Source organism: Acinetobacter sp. BMW17 (assembly GCF_001592855.1).
GTDB lineage: Bacteria > Pseudomonadota > Gammaproteobacteria > Pseudomonadales > Moraxellaceae > Acinetobacter > Acinetobacter johnsonii.
Genome location: NZ_LSOD01000037.1, coordinates 1 through 21,041 on the forward strand (window position 1 = coordinate 1; position 21,041 = coordinate 21,041).

The 21,041-nt window shown below is 41.0% G+C and carries 15 protein-coding genes; 8 read left to right on the forward strand and 7 right to left on the reverse strand.

The genetic code is table 11. From position 1 onward, the window contains the following. Window positions 1–112: 112 nt before the first annotated feature. Window positions 113–928 (forward strand): rhomboid family intramembrane serine protease, encoded by an 816-nt coding sequence (locus AXW61_RS11540; protein ID WP_062034412.1) that lies wholly within the window; start codon window positions 113–115, stop codon window positions 926–928. 30 nt (window positions 929–958) lie between these two features. Here the strand turns inward: AXW61_RS11540 and AXW61_RS11545 are convergent, their stop codons facing one another. After that, a complete protein-coding gene (locus tag AXW61_RS11545) occupies window positions 959–3,448 on the reverse strand; it encodes an FtsX-like permease family protein (protein ID WP_062034413.1) in 2,490 nt (829 codons plus the stop codon). Between the two features lies 1 nt (window position 3,449). Then, window positions 3,450–4,178: an ABC transporter ATP-binding protein gene (locus AXW61_RS11550; protein WP_062034414.1), complete on the reverse strand. Its 729-nt coding sequence runs from the start codon at window positions 4,176–4,178 to the stop codon at window positions 3,450–3,452. A gap of 11 nt (window positions 4,179–4,189) precedes the next feature. On the opposite strand from AXW61_RS11550, the gene AXW61_RS11555 reads away from it, so the two are divergent. Beyond that, window positions 4,190–4,831: an arylesterase gene (locus AXW61_RS11555; RefSeq protein WP_062034415.1), complete on the forward strand. Its 642-nt coding sequence runs from the start codon at window positions 4,190–4,192 to the stop codon at window positions 4,829–4,831. 30 nt (window positions 4,832–4,861) lie between these two features. Here the strand turns inward: AXW61_RS11555 and AXW61_RS11560 are convergent, their stop codons facing one another. After that, a complete protein-coding gene (locus tag AXW61_RS11560; RefSeq protein WP_004694391.1) occupies window positions 4,862–5,476 on the reverse strand; it encodes a carbonic anhydrase in 615 nt (204 codons plus the stop codon). 310 nt (window positions 5,477–5,786) lie between these two features. Between AXW61_RS11560 and AXW61_RS11565 the strand changes: the two genes are divergently transcribed. Together AXW61_RS11565 and AXW61_RS11570 are read left to right on the forward strand one after the other, a co-directional pair. After that, a complete protein-coding gene (locus AXW61_RS11565; RefSeq protein WP_062034416.1) occupies window positions 5,787–6,818 on the forward strand; it encodes an alpha/beta hydrolase in 1,032 nt (343 codons plus the stop codon). Window positions 6,819–6,833: 15 nt separating this feature from the next. Then, the gene (locus tag AXW61_RS11570) at window positions 6,834–7,835 is read left to right on the forward strand and encodes a hypothetical protein (RefSeq protein ID WP_062034417.1); all 1,002 of its coding nucleotides are present in this window, start codon (window positions 6,834–6,836) and stop codon (window positions 7,833–7,835) included. 49 nt (window positions 7,836–7,884) lie between these two features. Here AXW61_RS11570 and AXW61_RS11575 read toward each other — a convergent pair whose 3' ends face one another. Further along, complete coding sequence (locus tag AXW61_RS11575) at window positions 7,885–9,945, reverse strand: TonB-dependent receptor (RefSeq protein ID WP_062034418.1); 2,061 nt, start codon at window positions 9,943–9,945, stop codon at window positions 7,885–7,887. A gap of 175 nt (window positions 9,946–10,120) precedes the next feature. Further along, complete coding sequence (gene nfuA, locus AXW61_RS11580; RefSeq protein WP_004981041.1) at window positions 10,121–10,759, reverse strand: Fe-S biogenesis protein NfuA; 639 nt, start codon at window positions 10,757–10,759, stop codon at window positions 10,121–10,123. Between the two features lie 160 nt (window positions 10,760–10,919). On the opposite strand from nfuA, the gene AXW61_RS11585 reads away from it, so the two are divergent. From AXW61_RS11585 to AXW61_RS11590, 3 genes are all read left to right on the forward strand, one after another. Continuing rightward, complete coding sequence (locus tag AXW61_RS11585; protein ID WP_062034421.1) at window positions 10,920–11,537, forward strand: rhomboid family intramembrane serine protease; 618 nt, start codon at window positions 10,920–10,922, stop codon at window positions 11,535–11,537. Window positions 11,538–11,666: 129 nt separating this feature from the next. Next, window positions 11,667–11,834 (forward strand): hypothetical protein, encoded by a 168-nt coding sequence (locus AXW61_RS17615; protein ID WP_094148780.1) that lies wholly within the window; start codon window positions 11,667–11,669, stop codon window positions 11,832–11,834. Window positions 11,835–11,978: 144 nt separating this feature from the next. Continuing rightward, on the forward strand, window positions 11,979–13,526 hold the full coding sequence (locus AXW61_RS11590; RefSeq protein ID WP_062034419.1) for a hypothetical protein: 1,548 nt from the start codon (window positions 11,979–11,981) through the stop codon (window positions 13,524–13,526). An 87-nt stretch (window positions 13,527–13,613) separates the two neighbouring features. Here the strand turns inward: AXW61_RS11590 and AXW61_RS11595 are convergent, their stop codons facing one another. After that, window positions 13,614–15,233: an inorganic phosphate transporter gene (locus AXW61_RS11595; RefSeq protein WP_004981049.1), complete on the reverse strand. Its 1,620-nt coding sequence runs from the start codon at window positions 15,231–15,233 to the stop codon at window positions 13,614–13,616. Between the two features lie 426 nt (window positions 15,234–15,659). Here AXW61_RS11595 and metH point away from each other — a divergent pair, with 426 nt between their 5' ends. Next, window positions 15,660–19,346, forward strand: coding sequence for a methionine synthase (gene metH / locus AXW61_RS11600; RefSeq protein ID WP_062034420.1), 3,687 nt, complete (start codon window positions 15,660–15,662; stop codon window positions 19,344–19,346). A 105-nt stretch (window positions 19,347–19,451) separates the two neighbouring features. Here the strand turns inward: metH and AXW61_RS11605 are convergent, their stop codons facing one another. Further along, window positions 19,452–20,960 carry a hypothetical protein gene (locus tag AXW61_RS11605; protein WP_240487460.1) on the reverse strand — a complete coding sequence of 503 codons (1,509 nt, stop codon included), beginning with the start codon at window positions 20,958–20,960 and terminating at the stop codon, window positions 19,452–19,454. Window positions 20,961–21,041 lie beyond the last annotated feature (81 nt).

Consider the following 21,041-nt stretch of genomic DNA (forward strand, 5'->3'; position numbering starts at 1 on the left):
GGTAGGACATTTGATTTGTAGCGTTATTTTCATACCTCTATTTTATCAAAAGCCATATTGTTTTTTTCAGCATACTTTTTGAAACACCGCCCAAAATTTTAGCAAGAATAGCATGACCGAGCTTACACCTCCGCAAATCAAAACAAAATTTGACGTACATTTATGGTGGATTACCGCCGTCATTATTGCCGTGAATGTTGGGTTGTTTTTTTGGCAAATCCTGCATGGCATGGATGTCAGCAATCCAAGTACGGCTGATGCCATACATTGGGGAGCAGACTATGCACCACTTACCTTCTTGGCTGAGCCGATGCGTTTATTGAGCAGTATGTTCTTTCATTTTGGCTTGGTTCACCTCATGTTGAACATGTGGGCGCTGTATATTTTTGGCAGTGTGCTGGAGCAAATGTTTGGACGTGTCTATTTTCTTGCGCTATATGTCCTTGCGGGTCTCATGGGTAGCTTGCTCAGTGGTTATATTGCCATTCAAGACAGTTATGAACTGATTCGTATTGGGTTAGCAAACCCTGAACTCTTGCCGCGTGTCGGTGCAGGGGCTTCAGGTGCCGTCATGGGACTGGGGGCAGCACTGACGGTTCTATCGCTACTGCCGATGCTCCCACAGCAACGTTTTATTTTAGATAAAAAGACTTTGCTCATCGTGATGGGAATCAACTTAGCCATGAGCTTTATGATTTCAGGGATTAATAATGCCGCACATATTGGCGGCATGTTGATGGGTACTGTTTTAGCGGCACTTTGGTATCTCTCCCAAAAGACGCAGCAGCGTTGGATTATGCCGCTGAGCCTTGTTTTGGCAGCCTGCGGTTCGTATGGGTTTTACTTACACTGCCAAAACCTTGTGGTGTATATTCAACCCTTATGGTCTGAAGTGTTAATGATGATGCGTCAACAGCTCAATTTCTAAAATTCAACGCTTAACGTATTAAGAGATCAATCACGATTGATTGATCTCTCTCAAACTTTGTAAAGGTGGAATATCACTGAGATAACTTAAGCGATAACGCCCAATCAGCGCGCAGAGTAAGGTCATGAACAGTGGTAAAATGAGCCAGATTTCCCAGTGTGGCTGAATGGCTAATCCCATGCGATAACATGCTACCGCACTTATTGCTTCAGCAAATAAACAAGAAACCACACCTGCCATAAAACCAATAAAGCCAATTTCTAGACTGAGCATGGTTCTGAGTTTTTGCTTGGAACCACCAAATGAACGTAATAGCGCCACTTCACGTTTGCGCTCATCCATGAGTAAGTTAAGGCAAGCAATTAAAACCAGAATACCTGAAATACTCACTAAAACTGCAAGGATCGTGACAATCTGCACCAGCACCGTCACGATGCGCTTAATTTCATCTAAAATTAAACTGACATCAATAAAGACGGTGTTGGAAAATTGTTGAATGATACTGACCAATTTCGCTTTGTCAGACTCGGGTACATAAAAACTGCCCAAATAACTGCCCGCATTTTCATCCATGGTCTGTGGCGCAAAAATAAAAAAGAAGTTTGGGCTAAAACTTTCCCATTCTACAGTTCGTAAGTTTGCGACTTTGGCGTGAATGACACCCTCTGGTAAGCTAAAGGTCAGTTGATCCCCCACTTTTATCCCAAGCTCTGTTGCAGTATTGGCTTCTACCGAAACTTGTCCTTTTGCTGTGAGTTTTGCTGCGCCAGAGACAATTACATTATCTTTAGGATAACGGTCTGCTTGGGTCAGATTTAATTCGCGGCGTAAGGAATTATTTTGCTTCACCAAATCCGCAGCAAAAGGTTGTCCATTTTTGGCAATCAGTCTACCTCGAATATTGGGGTAGAGCGGCGTACTGTTCCAACGATTCTGCTCAATTTGTGCTTTTAACTCAGGCATGTCAAAAGGTGGTAAACCATATACAAACTGATTCGGGGTTCCCGCAGGAATTTGCTGCTGCCAACGCTCTAACAAATCGGTTCGTAATACGGCTAAGACCGTAATTAAACTAAGTCCCAAAGCCAAAGCGGTAATCTGAAATGCAGTCTGGTAAGGCGTGCGGACATAAGCAGAAATCGCATTTTTTAAGCCACGGATAAACTTCAAACTCAGCCAGACCACACTGTATAACACTGCACATAGAATGATAATTGCACCAATCACCATGGCTGTCAGTACCATGTTTTCAGTCAGAACGATACTAAACAGCACCAGACTTGCCGTTCCTGCGAGCAGCATCCAAAACATAGACGAAACCGATTTTTCTTGACTGCGAATGACACGGATCGGTGGAGTATTCAAAAGCTCCCAAAAACTCGGTAAGACAAAACCCAGAAGCACTACGGCACTGGTCAACATGGCAATCGGAATCGGCCCGAGCAACATATCCCACGCTGAAAACGCAATACTTAAGTGTGGAATCAGTTGTAACATCAACTGTAACAGGCCATAACCCAACCCTACACCCACTGCACTCCCGACCAGCATGGCGAGCAAGAACACCACACCCAACAAGCTGAGATAAGCCCAGAGAATTTGTGACTTCGCAGCCCCCATACAACGTAATAGCGCAATGTGGTCTTGGTTTTGTTGTACAAAGCGTTGGCTGGTCAAAGCAATCGCAATTCCACACAGCAAAATCGTTAAGATATTCGCCAACTGCAAAAAAGTGTCCAAATTTGCAATTGGTTTCATTAAACGGGTATTGCCCTCACTGGCATTGCGTAGGCGTAAGCTGTTTTGTGGTTCTTCCGCATTAGCACTTTGAGCTGCCGCATCTACATCCATAAATGCTGCATTTTGCTTCTTAAAATTTGCTTCAAACTGCTGGGTATTTTGTGTGGTACCTGCCATCAGTAGACGATAGTCAATACGACTACCGACTTGGATGGCATTGGTCTTGGCAATATCCGCTTTTGAGATAATCACCGTCGGCGAGAACCCAGAAAAACCTAACTCTTGATTGGAGTCATGCTCAATCAAGCCTGTGATCTTAAACACACCATCTGCAATATTGAGTTGATCGCCCAGTTTAACCTGTAGCAAATCCTTAGCACGCTGACTCAACCAAACTTCACCCGAAGCAATATGCTTCGCAGCAGGCTGAATGCGTAACTCTCCACGTAGAGGAAAAGCTTGATCGATGGCTTTGACATTGACCATAACAAACTGATCATCGGTATATGCCATCGAACTAAAGACAGTGACTTCTGATTGTTTTAAATCGAGAGCTGTCGCTTGCGCTTTCCATTTCGGATCGAGCTTTTGATTGTCCGTTAAAACCAAATCCCCTGCTAGCATCTCGGCGGCTTGCAGCGCTACGGCATTTTGAATTTGCTCATTACTAAACTTCAGCGCAGTCGTTGCACTGATCGCGAGAATCAACGCAATAATCAATAAATACACACCGCTACTTTTAAAACTTTGCTTCAGCAAGGGCTGAAATAGAGAATTCATTTTATCCTCCCGTTCGAGGATGTTCGATCAACTGACCATCGAGTAATTCAAAATGACGCTGGCACTGTTCTGCAAGCGTATGGTCATGCGTCACTAAAATGAGGGTCGTACCCAACTCACGGTTCAATTGAAACAATAATTGCTCAATTTCTCGCGCAGTTTGACTGTCTAAGTTTCCTGTTGGTTCATCGGCAAAGATAATTTTTGGCTCAGCAATCAGTGCACGGGCAATTGCGACGCGCTGCTGCTCCCCACCCGAAAGTACCTTCGGTGTTTGGGTGGCCTGTCGCTCCAATCCAACTTTTTGCAACAAACTCAAAGCGCGTTGCTCCGCTTCAGCGAAGTTAAATGATGCATGAAGCCGTAACGGCAGCATCACATTTTCAACAGCAGTCAGGTGTGGCAGCAGTTGAAAGGACTGAAATACAAAGCCAATATGCTTTAAACGCACCTGTGCACGCTGTTCTTCATTGAGCTTGGAAATACTTTCACCACAAACGATGAGCTCACCACCGCTAGCCTGATCTAAAGTCGCCAAAATACCCAGTAAGGTAGACTTTCCTGAACCTGAACGTCCTGTAATTGCGACTTGTTCACCTGCTAATATGCTCAGACTCAAATCTGAGAAAATGGTCAGTTCTTTTTGCGGAAGTTTAATCTTTTGTGTCAGTTGCTGGGCAGAAATAATCACTTGTGGCATGATGCTTACATCACTACGAACTTGGGTCATAACATCCCTATATGCAAATATTCGTGCAAAATCGCAAATTTAAAAAACGTATTAGTTCATACTTGGTTTTGCTTGCACTGTGCCTAAGCCCCACTTGGGTTTTTGCAAAAACCATAATGGTTTTAGGAGATAGCATTAGTGCAGGTTATGGCATAGAACCACAGCAAGCATGGGTGAATTTACTGCAAAAACGGTTAGACCAACAGTATCCGAAACAACACAAAGTGGTCAATGCCAGTGTGAGTGGTGAAACCACCAGTGGCGCTTTGGCTCGTTTACCCAAACTGTTGCAAACGCATAAGCCAAATGTGGTGGTGATTGAGCTTGGCGGGAATGATGGGCTACGGGGTCAACCACCTCAGATGATTCAAAAAAATTTAGCGCAACTGATTCAACAGAGTCAAAAAGCCAATGCAACTGTGGTTGTCTTGGGAATGAAAATGCCACCAAACTATGGCACAGCCTATAGCAAGGCATTTGAAAATAATTACAAAATGGTCAGTCAACAATACAAAGTTAAATTGCTGCCCTTCTTTTTGGAAGGTGTAGCGGGAAATAAAAGCTTGATGCAAAAAGATTTAGTTCATCCAAATGGCAAAGCACAGCCTATTTTATTAAATTTAGCTTATGCCTATATAAAAGGCGCTTTGTAAAGCGCCTTTTACTCTGATCAGCACATAGGATCAGAAGTCAAAAAAAACCACTTCACCACTTTCAAGTGAGTACTCAGCACCAACCACTTGTAACTTGCCTTTGGCAATCAAGCTTTCAAGCACAGCTGAGCCATGACGTAACTGATTGACAGAAGCAAAAACATTTGAACGCACCGCATGCTTAGACAGTTTGCATAAGTCATGTTTCAGTTCAGTTTGCATCAAGGTTTCAACCGAAGGACGGACACGGTTTACAATCGACATCAAGTTTGCAGAAGGTGGGCTATCTGGATTCATCAGGGTGTCAATGGTGGCTTGAATCGCACCACAGTGACTATGACCAAGAACTACAACTACCGCACAGTCATAACGCTCAGCAGCAAACTCAACACTGCCAACTTGCGAAGGTGCAACCACATTTCCAGCAACACGAATGACAAATAGATCACCCAAGCCTTGGTCAAAGACCATTTCTGCAGGCACACGAGAATCAGAACATCCGAGTACAATCGCAAATGGGTTTTGGTCTTCCGCCATCTCTGCTCGTTCTTGGTGAGACAATTGCTTATGGTGGGTTGTCTCACCCGCTACAAAACGTTGGTTACCTTGTTTTAGACGGCTTAAAGCTTCTTGAGCTGTTAGCATTCCCTTTCCCACCCGATTGTTATTAAGTTGGACTAGTTTAATCCCAGCGAAATTGATTGTCACTTGCAAAAAACATAGCGGCTTCTTTTTTTGCTTAATTTTAAATTTGCATTTTATCTCAAACAAATCGTTACGCAGTTCACACTTTATCCAAATGCAGTATATCCTTTCAAATAAATAATTAATGACATTTGCATGAAAGCTATTAGAATCAAACAGACCTGTAAATAAACATAAAAACTATTCAAAATCAGAGCATTTTTATCTTATTCGGTCAGTTTTTTCATTCATCTCCGTTTAAGGATGAACCATGATGATGCGCTCAAAATCCGTCTTGAAACAAAGTCTAAAGGCCGGTCTATTCGCCTTAGCTTTGTCATTTCCTTTCGCCAGCCATGCGGTCGAAAATACCATCATCAAAGACAAACTCAGTTTACAAAGCTACCTTCTACAAGAACGCGTCACCGCCGGCTTAAAAACCAAAACACTTAAAGTGGATGATATCGTTTGGAGCTATAACGAAGGCGGTGCAGTTGATAAGCCAACGATTTTGCTGATTCATGGTTTTGCTGGAAATCGAGACAATTGGAACCGTGTGGCACAGTTTCTAACCCCCTATTACCACGTAGTCATCCCCGACCTTCCGACCAACGGCGATACCAAAGTCCCTGATGATTTTGATCTCTCTATGCCAAATGTCACAGAGCGACTCCGTCGTTTTGTTGAAGCCATTCATATACAAGATAAGCTGAATGTTGCAGGACATTCTATCGGTGGTTCTATTGCAACCCTATATGCCGCGCAATACCCTTTTGACACGCAAAGTTTGTTTTTATTGAACAGTGCGGGCATTTATAAGAACGCCAACACCAACTATGCCAAAGACCCGCAATATTTAAAGCACTTGATTGTAAGCAAGCCGGGCGATTTGGATGATGTGATGCAACGCGTCATGCAAACCCCAATCAAAATGCCCTATTATTTAAAGCGCGCCCAAGAAAAACAGTTAATTACTCAGGCTGAAAAAAACAGTAAAGTGATTGATCAATTGGTGACCTTGAACCGAATTTATACCACTGACTCCTTTGCCCGAGTGACTCGTAACATTGAAGCACCCACCCTCATTTTGTGGGGTAAGCAGGACAAAATTATTAATGTCGAAGTGGCGAATGAGCTCAAATCCTTATTGAAACGTGCTGAAGCTCCTGTCATCCTTAACAATGTTGGTCATATGCCACTTTTGGAGGCAGAACAAGCAGTTGCACAACACTACCTGCCTTTTCTTGCAAAAACACAAAAGTTAAAAAATCCATTGGCTGATAAACTGATTCCACTAAATTAATTTTGTTGAGTACGTATGCAGAAACACCCGATGATTGAGCAGCTCATTGAAGCTCATCTTAATTTTTTAGATCATGAGTTTTCGCAAGCAAGTACCGTACAAAATGAATTCACCCTATTTTATCACTGGTTTAGAAAACAAACTTTGCAGCAACTGTGGAGCTTTGAAGACATCAACGCGCTTTTGCAAAAACAAATCCTAGCCACACCTGCGACCGAGCATCTAATTTCACAAATTGCAGAGCACATTAAATTTGCTCTAATTCATCCCATCAATGAATCAACCAAAATTGCCGATGTGATTCCTGTACTCACCATCGATAAAATTGCGCAGTATGTCGCGAGTAAAAGTGGGCATCGTCAACGTCTAATTAAAACTATAGTAAATAACCCAGCTTTTTCAGCCATGATTACCCAGCTGATTCAGCACTCGATTCAAGACTATTTGAATAACTCTGTGATGACTAAACGTGTGCCAGGTGTTTCTAGTTTTATGAAAATGGGCAAGTCGGTACTCGAAACAGTCACAGACTCAAACCTAAATGACACTATTGGGCATTATTTACAAAAGAACATCTTAAAACTCAGTCAAATGAGTGAACAGGTGTTAAATCAAAACTTTAATGATGAAAAGCTATATCACTTTCAAGCCAACCTCTGGCACAAAATCAAAGATATGCCTTTATCAGTTTTGAAAAATTATATTGAAGTACAGGACTTGCCTCAAACCGTCGCTATGGGGCACGAAATTTGGGAGCATATACGTCAAACAGACTATCTGCAGCAACAGGTGCATGATGGTGTTTATGCTTGGTACATTCGCAACCAAGAACGGCCTTTTGATTTACTACTACGCGACTTAAATATCGACGAAGCCTTAGTCCAAAATCAACTTCAAGATTTGTTGAACCCTATTATTCAAGAGCTCATTCGTTCTGATTACTTACGTGATCGAGCGCGCTATTATTTAGAACAGTTTTATTATTCTGACCAAGCACAAAGTATTTTAATCCCCTAAATAAAAAGACCCGTTGAAGAAACGGGTCTCTAATTCTAATTTCTATGTATTAGAAATTAGCAACAAAACTTACACCATAGCGACGACCATCTAAAGTTTGCTCACCATCAGCATTCTGTGCAGTTTCATCTAACACATTATAAACACCAAATTTACCTTTCAAGTTTGGTGCAAATTTATAGTTGAAACCAACATCGAGGAAGTTATATCCAGGAATTGGGTCAGACATACTTGAGCGACCTAAATACGGTGTAGTTTCTCCGCGCACATGTAATCGGCTCCAAATATTCAAAGCATCGGTTAAGTCATGATCTACTGTTACATTAAATACATGTTCAGGCATGCCATTTAAAGGCTGCCCTTTAAATTGACCTGATTTAATTTCTGTATCTGTAAACGTATAATTTGCAGTTAAGGTTGTATATTCAGCTAATTTGGCATCAAATGTCACCTCTACACCACGTAACTCAGCTTTACCAATGTTTTCACGTGTGCTGATAAATGCAAATGGAATACCGTTTTCAGAACATTTCCACGTTGAAACATCATTACGGTTGTAGTCAGCATTACCCGTTGAATCACATTCACGAATTTCTTCAATTCGATCTTTAAACTGAGTTACATAACCTGTAATAGAGGTATTAACGTGATCATTGTTCCAGTAAAAACCTAACTCTGAAGTAACAGTTGATTCTGGTTCTAGGTCTGGATTTGCTTTAATAATTCCTCGACCCGTTGTTGTTGGAGAACCACTTCCTCCTGTCACACTATAGAAGCCGTCAGTCACAGAACGAATATCTGGTTGTTTATAACCTGTAGAAACCCCACCCTTCACGGTAAATTGGTCAGTAAAGTTATAAACACCATAAACTCTCGGAGAAATATTACCTTGATATAGTTCATCATGGTCATAACGGGCCCCAAGCGTTAAATTAAAACGATCAGTTAAACTCCATGTGTCTTCTAAGAATGCAGCAGCTGACCAACGTGTCAATTCATCAAACTCTGGAACCAACGGATTTCGGTTTGTTGCTCGATCTAACAAACTTTCATCTTTATAATACCCACCAAAAGCCAGTGTATGATTACCTAACAACCAATTCCACTGTGTATTTGCAGTCCATGTTTCTAAATCAATTCCCTTCGTTCCCACGACTGTATTTTCACGATCTGGGTTTTTAGAATTTTCATATTGAATATAAGATTTACTATCCAAATTATCGGTATATCGACCATTATGCGTTAAGGCATAAACACTACGTATATTTCGACTTGCAGAGTCAGTACCTGTTGCCGCAACCGTTTTACCTGCCGTAGCCTCAGACTCTTGCGTGAAGAAATTTGCCTCTACAGCTAAGTCGTGTTGATCATTAAGCACATAAGTTAAACGTGAATTTAAACTTTCCGTTGTATGGCCTGTAAAACCACCTATATAAGAGTCTTCTTTTCTCTCTAAACGATTTAGACCTAACTGCAAGCCAACTTTATCTTGAATAATCGGCCCTGCTAAATAAACAGAACCATTACGAATGTCTCCAGAATTATTTTTATCCTGAATAGTTGTGCCTAACTCAACATTCCCAGTCCAAACATCCGTCACTTTTTTAGTAATAATATTAATCACGCCACCCATTGCATCAGAACCATACAATGTAGATGCTGGACCACGGATAATTTCAATGCGTTCGATAGATGCAACTGGAGGAAGAATATTTTTCTCCATACCGTAGTCATCGCCATTTGGGTTAACGTCTTTAGAATATTGACGCTTTCCATCGACTAAGAACAAGGTGTAATTCGAAGACATTCCTCGAATACTAACTGTTTGACTTGCATTTTCACCCGTAATAACAACACCCGGAACACTTCTCAAAACATCTGTAATATCGTTATATTCACGTTTATCTAATTCTTCACGGCTAATCACAGTAATTGATGCTGGTGCTTTTGAAACATCCTGCTCATAACCCGTTGCCGACACAACAATCGTCTGTAATTGTGTTGCTTCTTTCTCTTTTGTGGTTTCTACAACGTCATTTGCCATCGCAAATGAACTCATTGCCCCTACAACAGCCAAAGCTAAAGTTGATCTCGTCAGATTTTTACCCATAACGCATACACCCAAATACAAAAGAAGGAGAGATTGTGTAAATTTCGTAGGGCATTTTAACAAACGATAAACATATTGCAATAAATATTGATAATTATTATCAATTACATTTTAGCTTTAGATAAAATATAACCCCCTAATTGAAGGAGGTTATTTAGTAAAAATGGCTTAAAAATTATTTGAAGTATGCGCCTTCTGCCTGCGTATGATCCGTCTGGTCAATCACACGACGTAACTCAGGAATGTGTTGTTGCAGAGTCGTCTCAACACCCTGTTTTAAGGTGACATCAATTGCTGAACAACCTTGGCAACCACCACCGAATTTAAGTACAGCCGTTAAACCATGTTCTTCATCTTCAACAACTTCAACCAATGCACAGTTACCACCATGCCCTGCTAGACCAGGATTAATTTCAGACTGAAGAATATAAGTAATACGCTCTTCAATCGATGCATCAGGACCAACGCGTGGTACTTTCGAGTTTGGGGCACGGAATGTTAACTGCCCACCAAAACGGTCTTTGTTGTAATCAATCACCGCATCTAATAGATATGGAATAGACGGTGTGTCGATATACGCAGGAAAGTCTGGATAATCTTGACGGTAATCGGTTGGGATCACTTCTTCAGGCGCGCTATATGCCATACAACATTCAGCACGTGGTGTACCCGGATTTTCAACAAATACACGTACAGCAATGCCCGGTGTATTTTGTTTTTCTAATAAATCACGTAAATACTCTTGTGCAGTCGGAGTAATCAATAAGTTTGGAATTTCCTCTGCAACTGCAGTGCTGCTGTTCTCAGTCGACATAACAATCATTTCCTCAAGCTGAAGTTGCTATTTTAACTGAAGATGCGGGGTAATTAAAAAAAATCAACCAAAATTGTCGGATTTATTGTGAAAGTTCATCTTTTCGCTCAATTTAATGGCATTATGACCACAAGATAGTTATATGCAGAACATCTCAGAAATGTTGGATTTACCTTTTAATCATACAGTTACGATCATTATTATTACGGTCATTATTTCTATGGTAGCATTTTCAAATCAGAACGTGATGAACCGTCTGATTTTCTGGCCTCCTGCGATGCAACGTGGGCAATACGATCGTTTTATTACACATGGCTTTATTCATGCCGATGGTATGCATCTCCTGTTCAATATGTTCACCCTATTTTTCTTTGGCAGCATTATTGAAAGTTTTTACCGTCAATACTTCTATGAGTTAGGTTTTATTTTGTTTTATCTGGGTGGTTTAATTTTTGCCATTTTACCTAGTTATTTAAAACATAAAAATGATGTGCGCTGGGCAAGCCTTGGTGCTTCTGGTGCGGTCTCTGCGGTATTGTTCGCTTATGTGTTGTTTGAACCTTGGAAGCTGATTTTTGTGTTTTTTATTCCCGTACCTGCGATTATTTTTGCAGTGTTGTACGTGGCATATAGCATCTGGTCAGGTAAAAAAGGCAACTCCAACATCAATCATAGCGCCCATCTTTGGGGAGCTGCTTATGGGGTCATCATGACCTTAATTTTAGAGCCGCGTCTTATCCCACACTTTCTGAGCAAATTAACCCAGTTACCTATTTAAAGCCGAACCCCTAGATTGCAAATGGATTGCATCCATACGCATATAGGCTTAGTAACATTTTTTCACAGCAACGGGTGGTCCTGATTTTTACAATAAACATCAGGACAACTATAAACCAAGGAAATTGCGATGAAAATAATGTCTATATTTGCAGCCTTGATGATCAGCCTCAGTTTTACAGCCTGTGCGGTAAATACCCCTGAAGGGAGTATCATCGTCGATCCTGATCGTTCTTATTATCCTCATGGCCAAGGCGATTTCTGTCCACCCGGACAGGCCAAAAAAGGTCGCTGCTAAACTCAAAAGCCTTCTGTTCAGAAGGCTTTTTTATTACATATATTTTTACATAAATTTGGCATGAAATGCCAAGCAGGAATTTGATTTGGCATAGATAATGTTTACAACTGTATATAAATAGCAAATGCCAGTGAGATTTCTTGCATGTCCAATCCCTTAGATGGTCTTCAATTTCCAATTTACTCGAAAACACAAAAAGTTAGTACCTCACGTACAGGGAAAGAGATTATTGCAGAGGCCTTAGCCAATGTTGATCACCAAAGCTCTGTTACTGCACTTACAGAAAAGAACTGGCGTAAACAATATCCACGCTATTTTAAATCCTTAGTTGAATTTGGGATTCGCAATCAAATTGCACCGATTCAAATGGCACAAGATGGGCTCAACAAAGCACATAATGTGTTTGAGTTTTATCGAGATGGGCAAAAGCATCTCCTCAAAGATGTAATGTCACTTGAAAGCGCACCACTGCATACTATTAAACTCAAAGGCGAAAGTCATGCGACGCCTGAATGGTCAGTGCCTTATAAAGGCCAACAACTCAAAGGGGGTACTTTACTTGCACAAATCCAAACATGGTTAGATGCAGGTGTGATTGAACCAAGCCATGCTGAAGCACTGATTGCTTGTGTGGAACATCCTGAATGGTTTGATTTATCAGATCGCACGATGGTTTTGTTCGGTGCCGCATCTGAAGCGGGTCCACTCACATGGTTAGCCCAATGGAAAGCCAATATTGTAGCGGTTGATTTACCCAATAGTCGTGTATGGGGCAAAATTTTAGACACCATTCAACACGGCAATGCCACGCTATATGCCCCATCGGTTGAAGCGCTGAGTGCAGAAACACCTGTCGCTGTTTTAAAAGAAAAACTCGGCGCGAACTTACTGACACAAGTGCCTGAAATTGCACAATGGTTGGTACAAAACCCACATCAGTTAGATTTGGCCGCGATTGCGTATTTGGATGGTGAAAAGCATGTCCGTGTTTCTGTTGCAATGGATGCAATTATGCAACATGTCAGCGCGCACAAAGTAGATACCAGCTTGATGTATATGTGTACACCTACCGATGTCTATGCCGTACCTGAAGAAGTCATTACAGCATCTGAGCAAAAGTTCAGTGGTCGTTCTAAAACGCAACAGATGATCAGTAAAAGTATTTCAACCCTCAGTGGACAACTGTTCTTCAAGAAAAACCTACATGACCTCGTCGAGTCGGATAATAACAAGTCTTACGGCATCACCGACTGTTTAGTGATTGAGCAAGGGCCAAACTATGCATTGGCTAAACGTATTCAACAGTGGCGTGCAACGCTTGCTCGCTCGGAAGGTCAGCGCGTCAGCATCAATATTGCACCATCAACCACCACGCATTCTGTCACCAAAAATCCACTGCTCAAAGCCGCATTTAATGGGGCGAGCTTGTTTGATGTTGAAGCCTTTAAGCCTGAAACAACCAATGCCATCATGGCGGCTTTATGGATCCATGACCTGCGCAATCCTGAGTCTGTAGCCAATCCAGAGAACAAACTTGAACATCCTCTAGAGCTGATGATGCATGGTGCCAATCACGGTGGCTTATGGCGTGTCGCTTATTTAGCACGTACCGCACTGCCCTTTGCAGCACTTTATGGCTTTGCCGCAGATAAACTACCTTTAGACAAAGTCTGGGCGAAATTCAAAAAGTAAAATATGAACAGCATCGTTCATAAAATACAGAGCTAAAAAAAACGCTCCCTTCGGTAGCGTTTTTTTTATTGTTTCTTACATATCAGATTAAACAAACTGTAGAAACAACCAGAACAAACCACCTGATAAACAGATCGTTGCTGGCAAGGTAAAGATCCAAGCCGAAAGAATGGTTCTTACTGTTGCAAAGTTCAGACCAGACTTGTTTGCCACCATGGTCCCTGCAACCGCAGAGTTCAACACGTGGGTGGTCGATACTGGCATACCAAAGCCATCAGCGGCTGCAATTGTGGTCATCGCCACCAATTCTGCTGACATGCCTTGACCATAAGTCATATGGTTTTTACCAATACGCTCACCTACAGTCACCACAATACGCTTCCAACCCACCATCGTACCTAGACCTAAAGCCAATGCCACAGCTACTTTTACCCATGTTGGGATGTACTGTAAGAATGAATCTAAGTTACTACGATATTCTTTTACTGTCTTTTTGCCCGCTTCAGACATCGCCGGCAATTGATCCGCTTTATCCAAACGTTTGAATGCTGTCGTGCTTAAGTACATGTCATTACGTAGTGCAGAAACTTCAGCTTCAGGAATATCTTTAAGATCTCCATAATGACCAACACGCTCACCCAAATGATCTGTCAAACTGGCTAAAGCAGGTACGACTTCTGGGGTCATTTCTTTGGTTTGAATATATTGCGTGATCACCATACGGGCTTTTTCATCTGCAATATCGTTATGATTCGGATAAATCACAGCCGCAGTTTGATCTGAAAGTTGAGCAAATGACTGAATATGCTGTGAATCTAAATTCTTATTTAAAGAATAAGCCAAAGGCACGATACCAATCAAAATCAGCATAATTAGACCCATACCTTTTTGACCGTCATTTGAACCGTGCGCAAAACTCACACCTGTGCAAGTAAAAATCAAAATGGCACGAATCAGTGGCGGTGGTGGTTTGTTACCTTCAGGTGGTTGGAACAGTTCCAGTTGTTTCTTAAAGATTTTTTTCACCAATAAGAACAACACTGCTGCAAAAGCAAAACCGATCATGGGTGAAAACAGTAAAGCTTTACCAACTTTAATCACCTGATCCATATCGACACCCGAAGCACCACTGCCTGAATGCATCAGGTAGTTCATGATGCCCACACCCAAGATCGAACCGATCAAAGTGTGCGAACTTGATGCTGGAATACCCAAGAACCATGTGCCCAAGTTCCACAAAATTGCAGCAATCAACATGGCAAACACCATGGCAAAACCTGCGCCTGAGCTGACATTCATAATCAACTCAACGGGCAGCAGCGCAATAATACCGTAAGCCACTGCACCACTTGCGACCATAACCCCAAGAAAGTTACAGAAACCTGCCCACATCACCGCGACAGGTGCAGACAGTGCATTGGTATAAATGACCGTTGCAACCGCATTGGCAGTGTCGTGAAAGCCATTTACAAACTCAAAACCCAAAGCAATGAACAAGGCCGTCGCTAAAAGGATTAAAGAGTAAAGATTCAGTGCAGGAACATGCGATAAGTCAGCAGAAAGCTGAAAGCCAATATAAATTAGCGTTGAAATAATGACCGTTAAAAACACCGGCATAAAAAATTTCGGTGTAGGTACGTGCACATTCGTCGACTTGACCTGTGTCACGTGCACCTGATCTTGGACGGGAGGAATATTAGAATTCATGCAGACGGCTAAAGAGGATATCAATATCCCCTATTGTTCAATTTAATTGTGACAATTATATGACAAATGCGTGTCACATGAAGCCAATTTTTTCATAATTGGCTTATTTTAGATCAGCAGTAAATCGCTTATAAGCCTTGAACGCACTGTGCTGGCTCAAAATTTAACTTTTCGGTGCGGATTACGCTGAATTATTTTCTTACATTTGGCTGTGCTGTCTGTAACAATCTGCTCCAATCAATATTTTTCATCTCTAGTTATTCTGATTTATTAACATAGCGGGTCTATATTTCACTTTCATGAAAACCAAAGCTAAATCAGCCTTTTTTATTTGCCATATAGCCAATACCACTTGAATTAGGCATTAATCAACCTGCTTTTCTGCTAAAATATTGCACGTTTTGAAAACCTGTTTGTGAGTTTTGAATGTCTACACTTGCCACCTTAAAAGCACTTCTTGCCGAGCGCATCCTTATTATCGATGGTGCGATGGGCACCATGATTCAGCGTCACAAGCTCGAAGAAGAAGATTATCGTGGTGAACGCTTTGTAGATTGGGCTTCTGACCTCAAAGGCAACAATGACCTTTTGGTACTGACACAGCCGCAAATTATTCAAGGTATTCATGAAGCTTACCTCGATGCTGGTGCAGACATTATTGAAACCAACAGCTTTAACGGCACACGTGTTTCAATGTCGGATTACCACATGGAAGATCTTGTTCCCGAGATTAACCGCGAAGCGGCACGCTTAGCCAAAGCCGCTTGTGAAAAATATTCAACCCCTGACAAACCACGTTTTGTGGCAGGTGTATTGGGGCCCACATCACGTACCTGTTCGATTTCACCGAATGTAAATGACCCTGCGTTCCGCAACATTACTTTTGATGAACTAAAAGAAAACTACATCGAAGCGACGCATGCCTTGATTGAAGGTGGTGCAGACATCATCTTGATCGAAACCGTGTTCGATACCTTAAACTGTAAAGCTGCGATCTTTGCAGTAAAAGAAGTGTTCAAACAAATTGGTCGTGAACTTCCACTCATGATCTCAGGCACCATTACCGATGCATCTGGTCGTACCTTAACAGGTCAAACCGCAGAAGCGTTCTGGAACTCGGTTCGTCATGGTGACTTACTCTCAATTGGTTTTAACTGTGCGCTCGGTGCAGACGCGATGCGTCCACACGTTAAAACCATTGCTGATGTAGCCGATACTTTTGTTTCAGCGCATCCAAATGCAGGCTTGCCAAATGCTTTTGGTGAATATGACGAAACCCCTGAACAAACCGCAGCCTTCATTAAAGAATTTGCAGAAAGTGGTTTGATCAATATTACCGGTGGTTGCTGTGGTACAACGCCTGATCATATCCGTGCAATTTACAATGCAGTGAAAGACATTCAGCCACGTCAGGTGTCAGAAACCAAACCTGCCTGCCGTTTAAGTGGTTTAGAACCGTTTAACATTTATGATGATTCGCTATTCGTGAACGTCGGTGAACGTACCAACGTCACAGGCTCAAAAAAATTCCTACGTCTCATCCGTGAAGAAAAGTTTGCTGAAGCTTTAGAAGTTGCACAACAACAAGTTGAAGCTGGTGCACAAATCATCGACATTAACATGGATGAAGGGATGCTCGATTCGCAAAATGCGATGGTGCATTTCCTAAATCTCGTTGCATCTGAGCCTGATATTTCTCGTGTGCCCATCATGATTGACTCATCAAAATGGGAAATCATTGAAGCTGGTTTGAAATGCGTACAAGGTAAGCCAGTCGTCAACTCGATTTCCTTAAAAGAAGGTTATGACGAGTTTGTCGAAAAAGCGCGCTTATGCCGTCAGTACGGTGCTGCGATAATTGTTATGGCCTTTGATGAAACAGGTCAGGCAGATACCGCAAAACGTAAGCGTGAAATCTGTAAACGTTCTTATGACGTTTTGGTTAATGAGGTGGGCTTCCCTGCCGAAGATATTATTTTTGACCCGAACGTGTTTGCAGTCGCAACAGGGATTGAAGAACATAATAACTATGGTGTGGATTTTATTGAAGCCACAGGTTGGATTAAGCAAAACTTACCGCATGCTATGATCTCAGGTGGTGTTTCTAACGTCTCCTTCTCCTTCCGTGGTAATGAACCTGTACGTGAAGCGATTCACTCTGTGTTCCTTTACTATGCCATCAAACAAGGCATGACCATGGGGATCGTCAACGCGGGTCAAATGGCGATTTATGACGATATTCCAAAAGAACTGAAAGATGCTGTTGAAGATGTTGTTCTGAATCAAAACCAAGGTGAATCAGGTCAAAACGCCACAGAAAAACTACTTGAAGTGGCAGAGAAGTTCCGTGGTCATAGTGGCGCACAACGCGAAGCTGAAAACCTTGAATGGCGCAATGAAACGGTTGAAAAACGTCTTGAGTATGCACTGGTTAAAGGCATCACTACCTATATCGACGAAGATACCGAAGAAGCCCGTTTAAAAGCCAAACGTCCACTCGATGTGATTGAAGGCGCATTGATGGATGGTATGAACGTGGTCGGCGACCTGTTCGGCTCAGGCAAAATGTTCCTACCTCAAGTAGTTAAATCTGCACGTGTGATGAAACAGGCCGTGGCATGGCTGAATCCGTACATCGAAGCTGAAAAAGGCAATGCACAATCTAAAGGTCGTGTGTTGATGGCAACGGTAAAAGGCGACGTACACGATATTGGTAAAAACATTGTCGGTGTGGTCTTGGGCTGTAATGGTTATGACATCGTTGACCTCGGCGTGATGGTACCTGCGGAAAAAATCCTGCAAACTGCGATTGATGAGAAATGTGACATCATCGGTTTATCAGGTTTGATCACCCCATCTTTGGATGAAATGGTGTTTGTAGCCAAAGAAATGCAACGTAAAGGTTTTGACATTCCTTTATTGATTGGTGGTGCAACCACATCGAAAGCGCATACAGCCGTTAAAATTGATCCGCAATATTCAAATGATGCGGTGATTTATGTGGCTGATGCATCACGTGCGGTGGGTGTAGCAACCACCCTGCTTTCGAAAGAAATGCGTGGCAACTTTATTGCAGAACAGCGTGCTGAATATGCCAAAATTCGTGAACGTTTAGCCAACAAACAGCCGAAAGCAGCCAAACTCAGTTATGCCGAATCAATTGAAAATGGCTTTAAAGTGGATGCGAATTATGTCCCACCTATTCCAAATACGATGGGTACACATATCCTCACCAACTACCCACTTGCAACTTTGGTGGAATATTTTGACTGGACACCATTCTTTATTTCTTGGAGCTTGGCAGGTAAATTCCCGAAAATCTTAGAAGATGAGATTGTCGGTGAAGCTGCAACGGATTTGTATAATCAAGCGCAAGCCATGCTCAAAGATGTGATCGAGAATAATCGTTTCGATGCGCGTGCTGTATTTGGCCTGTACCCTGCTCAACGTACAGGTGCAGATACAGTCAGCGTGTTTGATGAAACAGCGCAGAAGGTTACGCATACTTTTGAACACTTGCGTCAACAGTCTGACAAAGTCACTGGTAAGCCGAATTTATCTTTAGCAGACTTTATTAGCACCTCGAAAGACAATACGGATTATCTTGGTGGTTTCACTGTGTCGATCTTCGGTGCGGAAGAATTGGCGAATGAATATAAAGCCAAAGGCGATGATTACTCTGCAATCTTGGTTCAGTCTCTCGCAGATCGTTTTGCCGAAGCTTTCGCTGAGCATCTGCATGAGCGTATCCGTAAAGAGTTCTGGGGCTATAAAGCCGATGAGACTTTGGGCAATGAAGAATTGATCAAAGAGAAGTATGTCGGTATTCGTCCTGCGCCAGGTTATCCTGCTTGTCCTGAGCATTCTGAAAAAGCAGTGTTATTTGACTGGTTAGGTTCGGAAGCGAAGATTGGGACTAAGTTGACTGAACACTTTGCGATGATGCCGCCTTCTTCTGTCAGTGGTTTCTATTATTCGCACCCTGAAAGTGAATACTTTAATGTGGGCAAGATTTCTCAAGATCAGCTTGAGGATTATGCGAAACGTAAGGGCTGGACACTGGATGTAGCGAAGCGTTGGTTAGCGCCGAATCTGGATGATTCGATTGTTTAAATAATCTCCCCTAACCCCTCTTTAAAAAGAGGGGGATGTCATGTGATTCAATTTGTTTCGTGACTGCTCCTCCCTTTTTCAAAGGGAGGTTGAGAGAGATTTTTATTAATTTAATCCCGTAATAAAAATCAAGGTCTCTTTGGCATAATTTTTTAAAGTCAAAAATTCAATCCCTTGTATACTAGTATCAAAACCATCAGCATGGTGATAGGCTTTAGAAAATTCATTAATAGACTCTATCGCTTTTAATCTTTCATATTTATCATATAATGGGCTATTCACATCTTTTTCTTCTCTTATCTTTGGAATCATACTTCCTAACCATAAATCATTTGTGAAAGTCTTTGGAAAAATAAATCGTAAATATGCTTCAAGAATGGGTCTCAAAGATCTAGCTATTTCAACTTTATCTTCTTCTTTACCTGCATGAACGAAATCCCACAGCTTATAGTATTCCTGATAATAAGAATGTAGAACATAAGAATCAAAATTCTGTCGTAAAATAAGTTTACTATTGCAAACTTTATTACTATTTGGGTCCAAAGGATTAGTATCCTTTAATTCTGTTTCAACTTCATAACACTTTGCAAATTTTGAAATAGCACTTAATTTATTTATATCTGAGAGAAAAAATGGATCATGACTAAGAATAAAAGCTTGAAATTCTCTTTGGACTAAATATTGAATTTCTTGAATAGTAGCTTTTCTTCTTTGCTCATCTAATGAACTCATTGGGTCGTCAAAAAATATTATTGATGGTTCGAAATTCACATCTTTAAACTTAGAAAGAAAAAAAGCTAATGCTAAAGCTGATTTATCACCAGAACTTAAAACTCTATCAAAGATTATTTCATTGTCATTTAGTATTGATAGCTCTTGATCCAAGAATGTAATACCGTAAGATATTCGGCTTGCACCCCTATGTCCTTTATTATCTTTTTCAAATTTATTAAGTCTAATCATTGAATTAAATTTCACTAACAAACTATTTATTCCATCTTTATGTTTTTCGATAAGAATTTTTTGCTCTTCTAACACTAATTCACGTAATTCATTCATCAATTTTGTTTTAGCATCTTTACCCATCTTATATTGACTAAAGTTTTCTAAATCAGAGATTACTTCATTTGAAAAACGCAACTTTGAAAATCTTAAATCAGTAATTTTTTGATTAATATCTTGGCTCTCATCTTTAGATAAAGTAGTCAAGTATTCATCAATTTTTTTATTAAATACAAATACTTTCTCATTATATTCAGTGAAATTAGATTTTTCATAAACAACTTTTAAAAGTTGATCGAACTTATCAAAATTAACAACTGCTAAAATATCTTTCTCTTTATTCACAACCAGATTTTTAACTTCATGAAAAAAAAGCTCATAAGCATTTTCCAATGCCTTTAATTCATATGTAAAATCTAATTTATCTATCCTATCTGCCCATATTTGGATCAGATCAATATTTGTAGCTATTATTACTTTTAATTCATCAATTCGTATTCCAATTTCATATGCTTTTTTCACGAAATTTGGATGTTTTTTTAGTTCAAAATCATCACAGGCTTGTTTATATGCTTCAGTTATAAACTCACTATAAAAACGGCTTTGTTGCACAAAGATTTAAAAATTAAGATTTCCCATATCTACTCAAATTTAAGTGGCAACTTGGGTGTGAGGTCGGCCTAACTCTGTGAA

Coding starts and splice junctions, on each gene's coding strand:
- AXW61_RS11540 (WP_062034412.1), top strand. CDS start 113: ATGACCGAGCTTACACCTCCGCAAATCAAAACAAAATTTGACGTACAT.
- AXW61_RS11545 (WP_062034413.1), bottom strand. CDS start 3,448: ATGAATTCTCTATTTCAGCCCTTGCTGAAGCAAAGTTTTAAAAGTAGC.
- AXW61_RS11550 (WP_062034414.1), bottom strand. CDS start 4,178: ATGACCCAAGTTCGTAGTGATGTAAGCATCATGCCACAAGTGATTATT.
- AXW61_RS11555 (WP_062034415.1), top strand. CDS start 4,190: ATGCAAATATTCGTGCAAAATCGCAAATTTAAAAAACGTATTAGTTCA.
- AXW61_RS11560 (WP_004694391.1), bottom strand. CDS start 5,476: ATGCTAACAGCTCAAGAAGCTTTAAGCCGTCTAAAACAAGGTAACCAA.
- AXW61_RS11565 (WP_062034416.1), top strand. CDS start 5,787: ATGATGATGCGCTCAAAATCCGTCTTGAAACAAAGTCTAAAGGCCGGT.
- AXW61_RS11570 (WP_062034417.1), top strand. CDS start 6,834: ATGCAGAAACACCCGATGATTGAGCAGCTCATTGAAGCTCATCTTAAT.
- AXW61_RS11575 (WP_062034418.1), bottom strand. CDS start 9,945: ATGGGTAAAAATCTGACGAGATCAACTTTAGCTTTGGCTGTTGTAGGG.
- nfuA (WP_004981041.1), bottom strand. CDS start 10,759: ATGTCGACTGAGAACAGCAGCACTGCAGTTGCAGAGGAAATTCCAAAC.
- AXW61_RS11585 (WP_062034421.1), top strand. CDS start 10,920: ATGTTGGATTTACCTTTTAATCATACAGTTACGATCATTATTATTACG.
- AXW61_RS17615 (WP_094148780.1), top strand. CDS start 11,667: ATGAAAATAATGTCTATATTTGCAGCCTTGATGATCAGCCTCAGTTTT.
- AXW61_RS11590 (WP_062034419.1), top strand. CDS start 11,979: ATGTCCAATCCCTTAGATGGTCTTCAATTTCCAATTTACTCGAAAACA.
- AXW61_RS11595 (WP_004981049.1), bottom strand. CDS start 15,233: ATGAATTCTAATATTCCTCCCGTCCAAGATCAGGTGCACGTGACACAG.
- metH (WP_062034420.1), top strand. CDS start 15,660: ATGTCTACACTTGCCACCTTAAAAGCACTTCTTGCCGAGCGCATCCTT.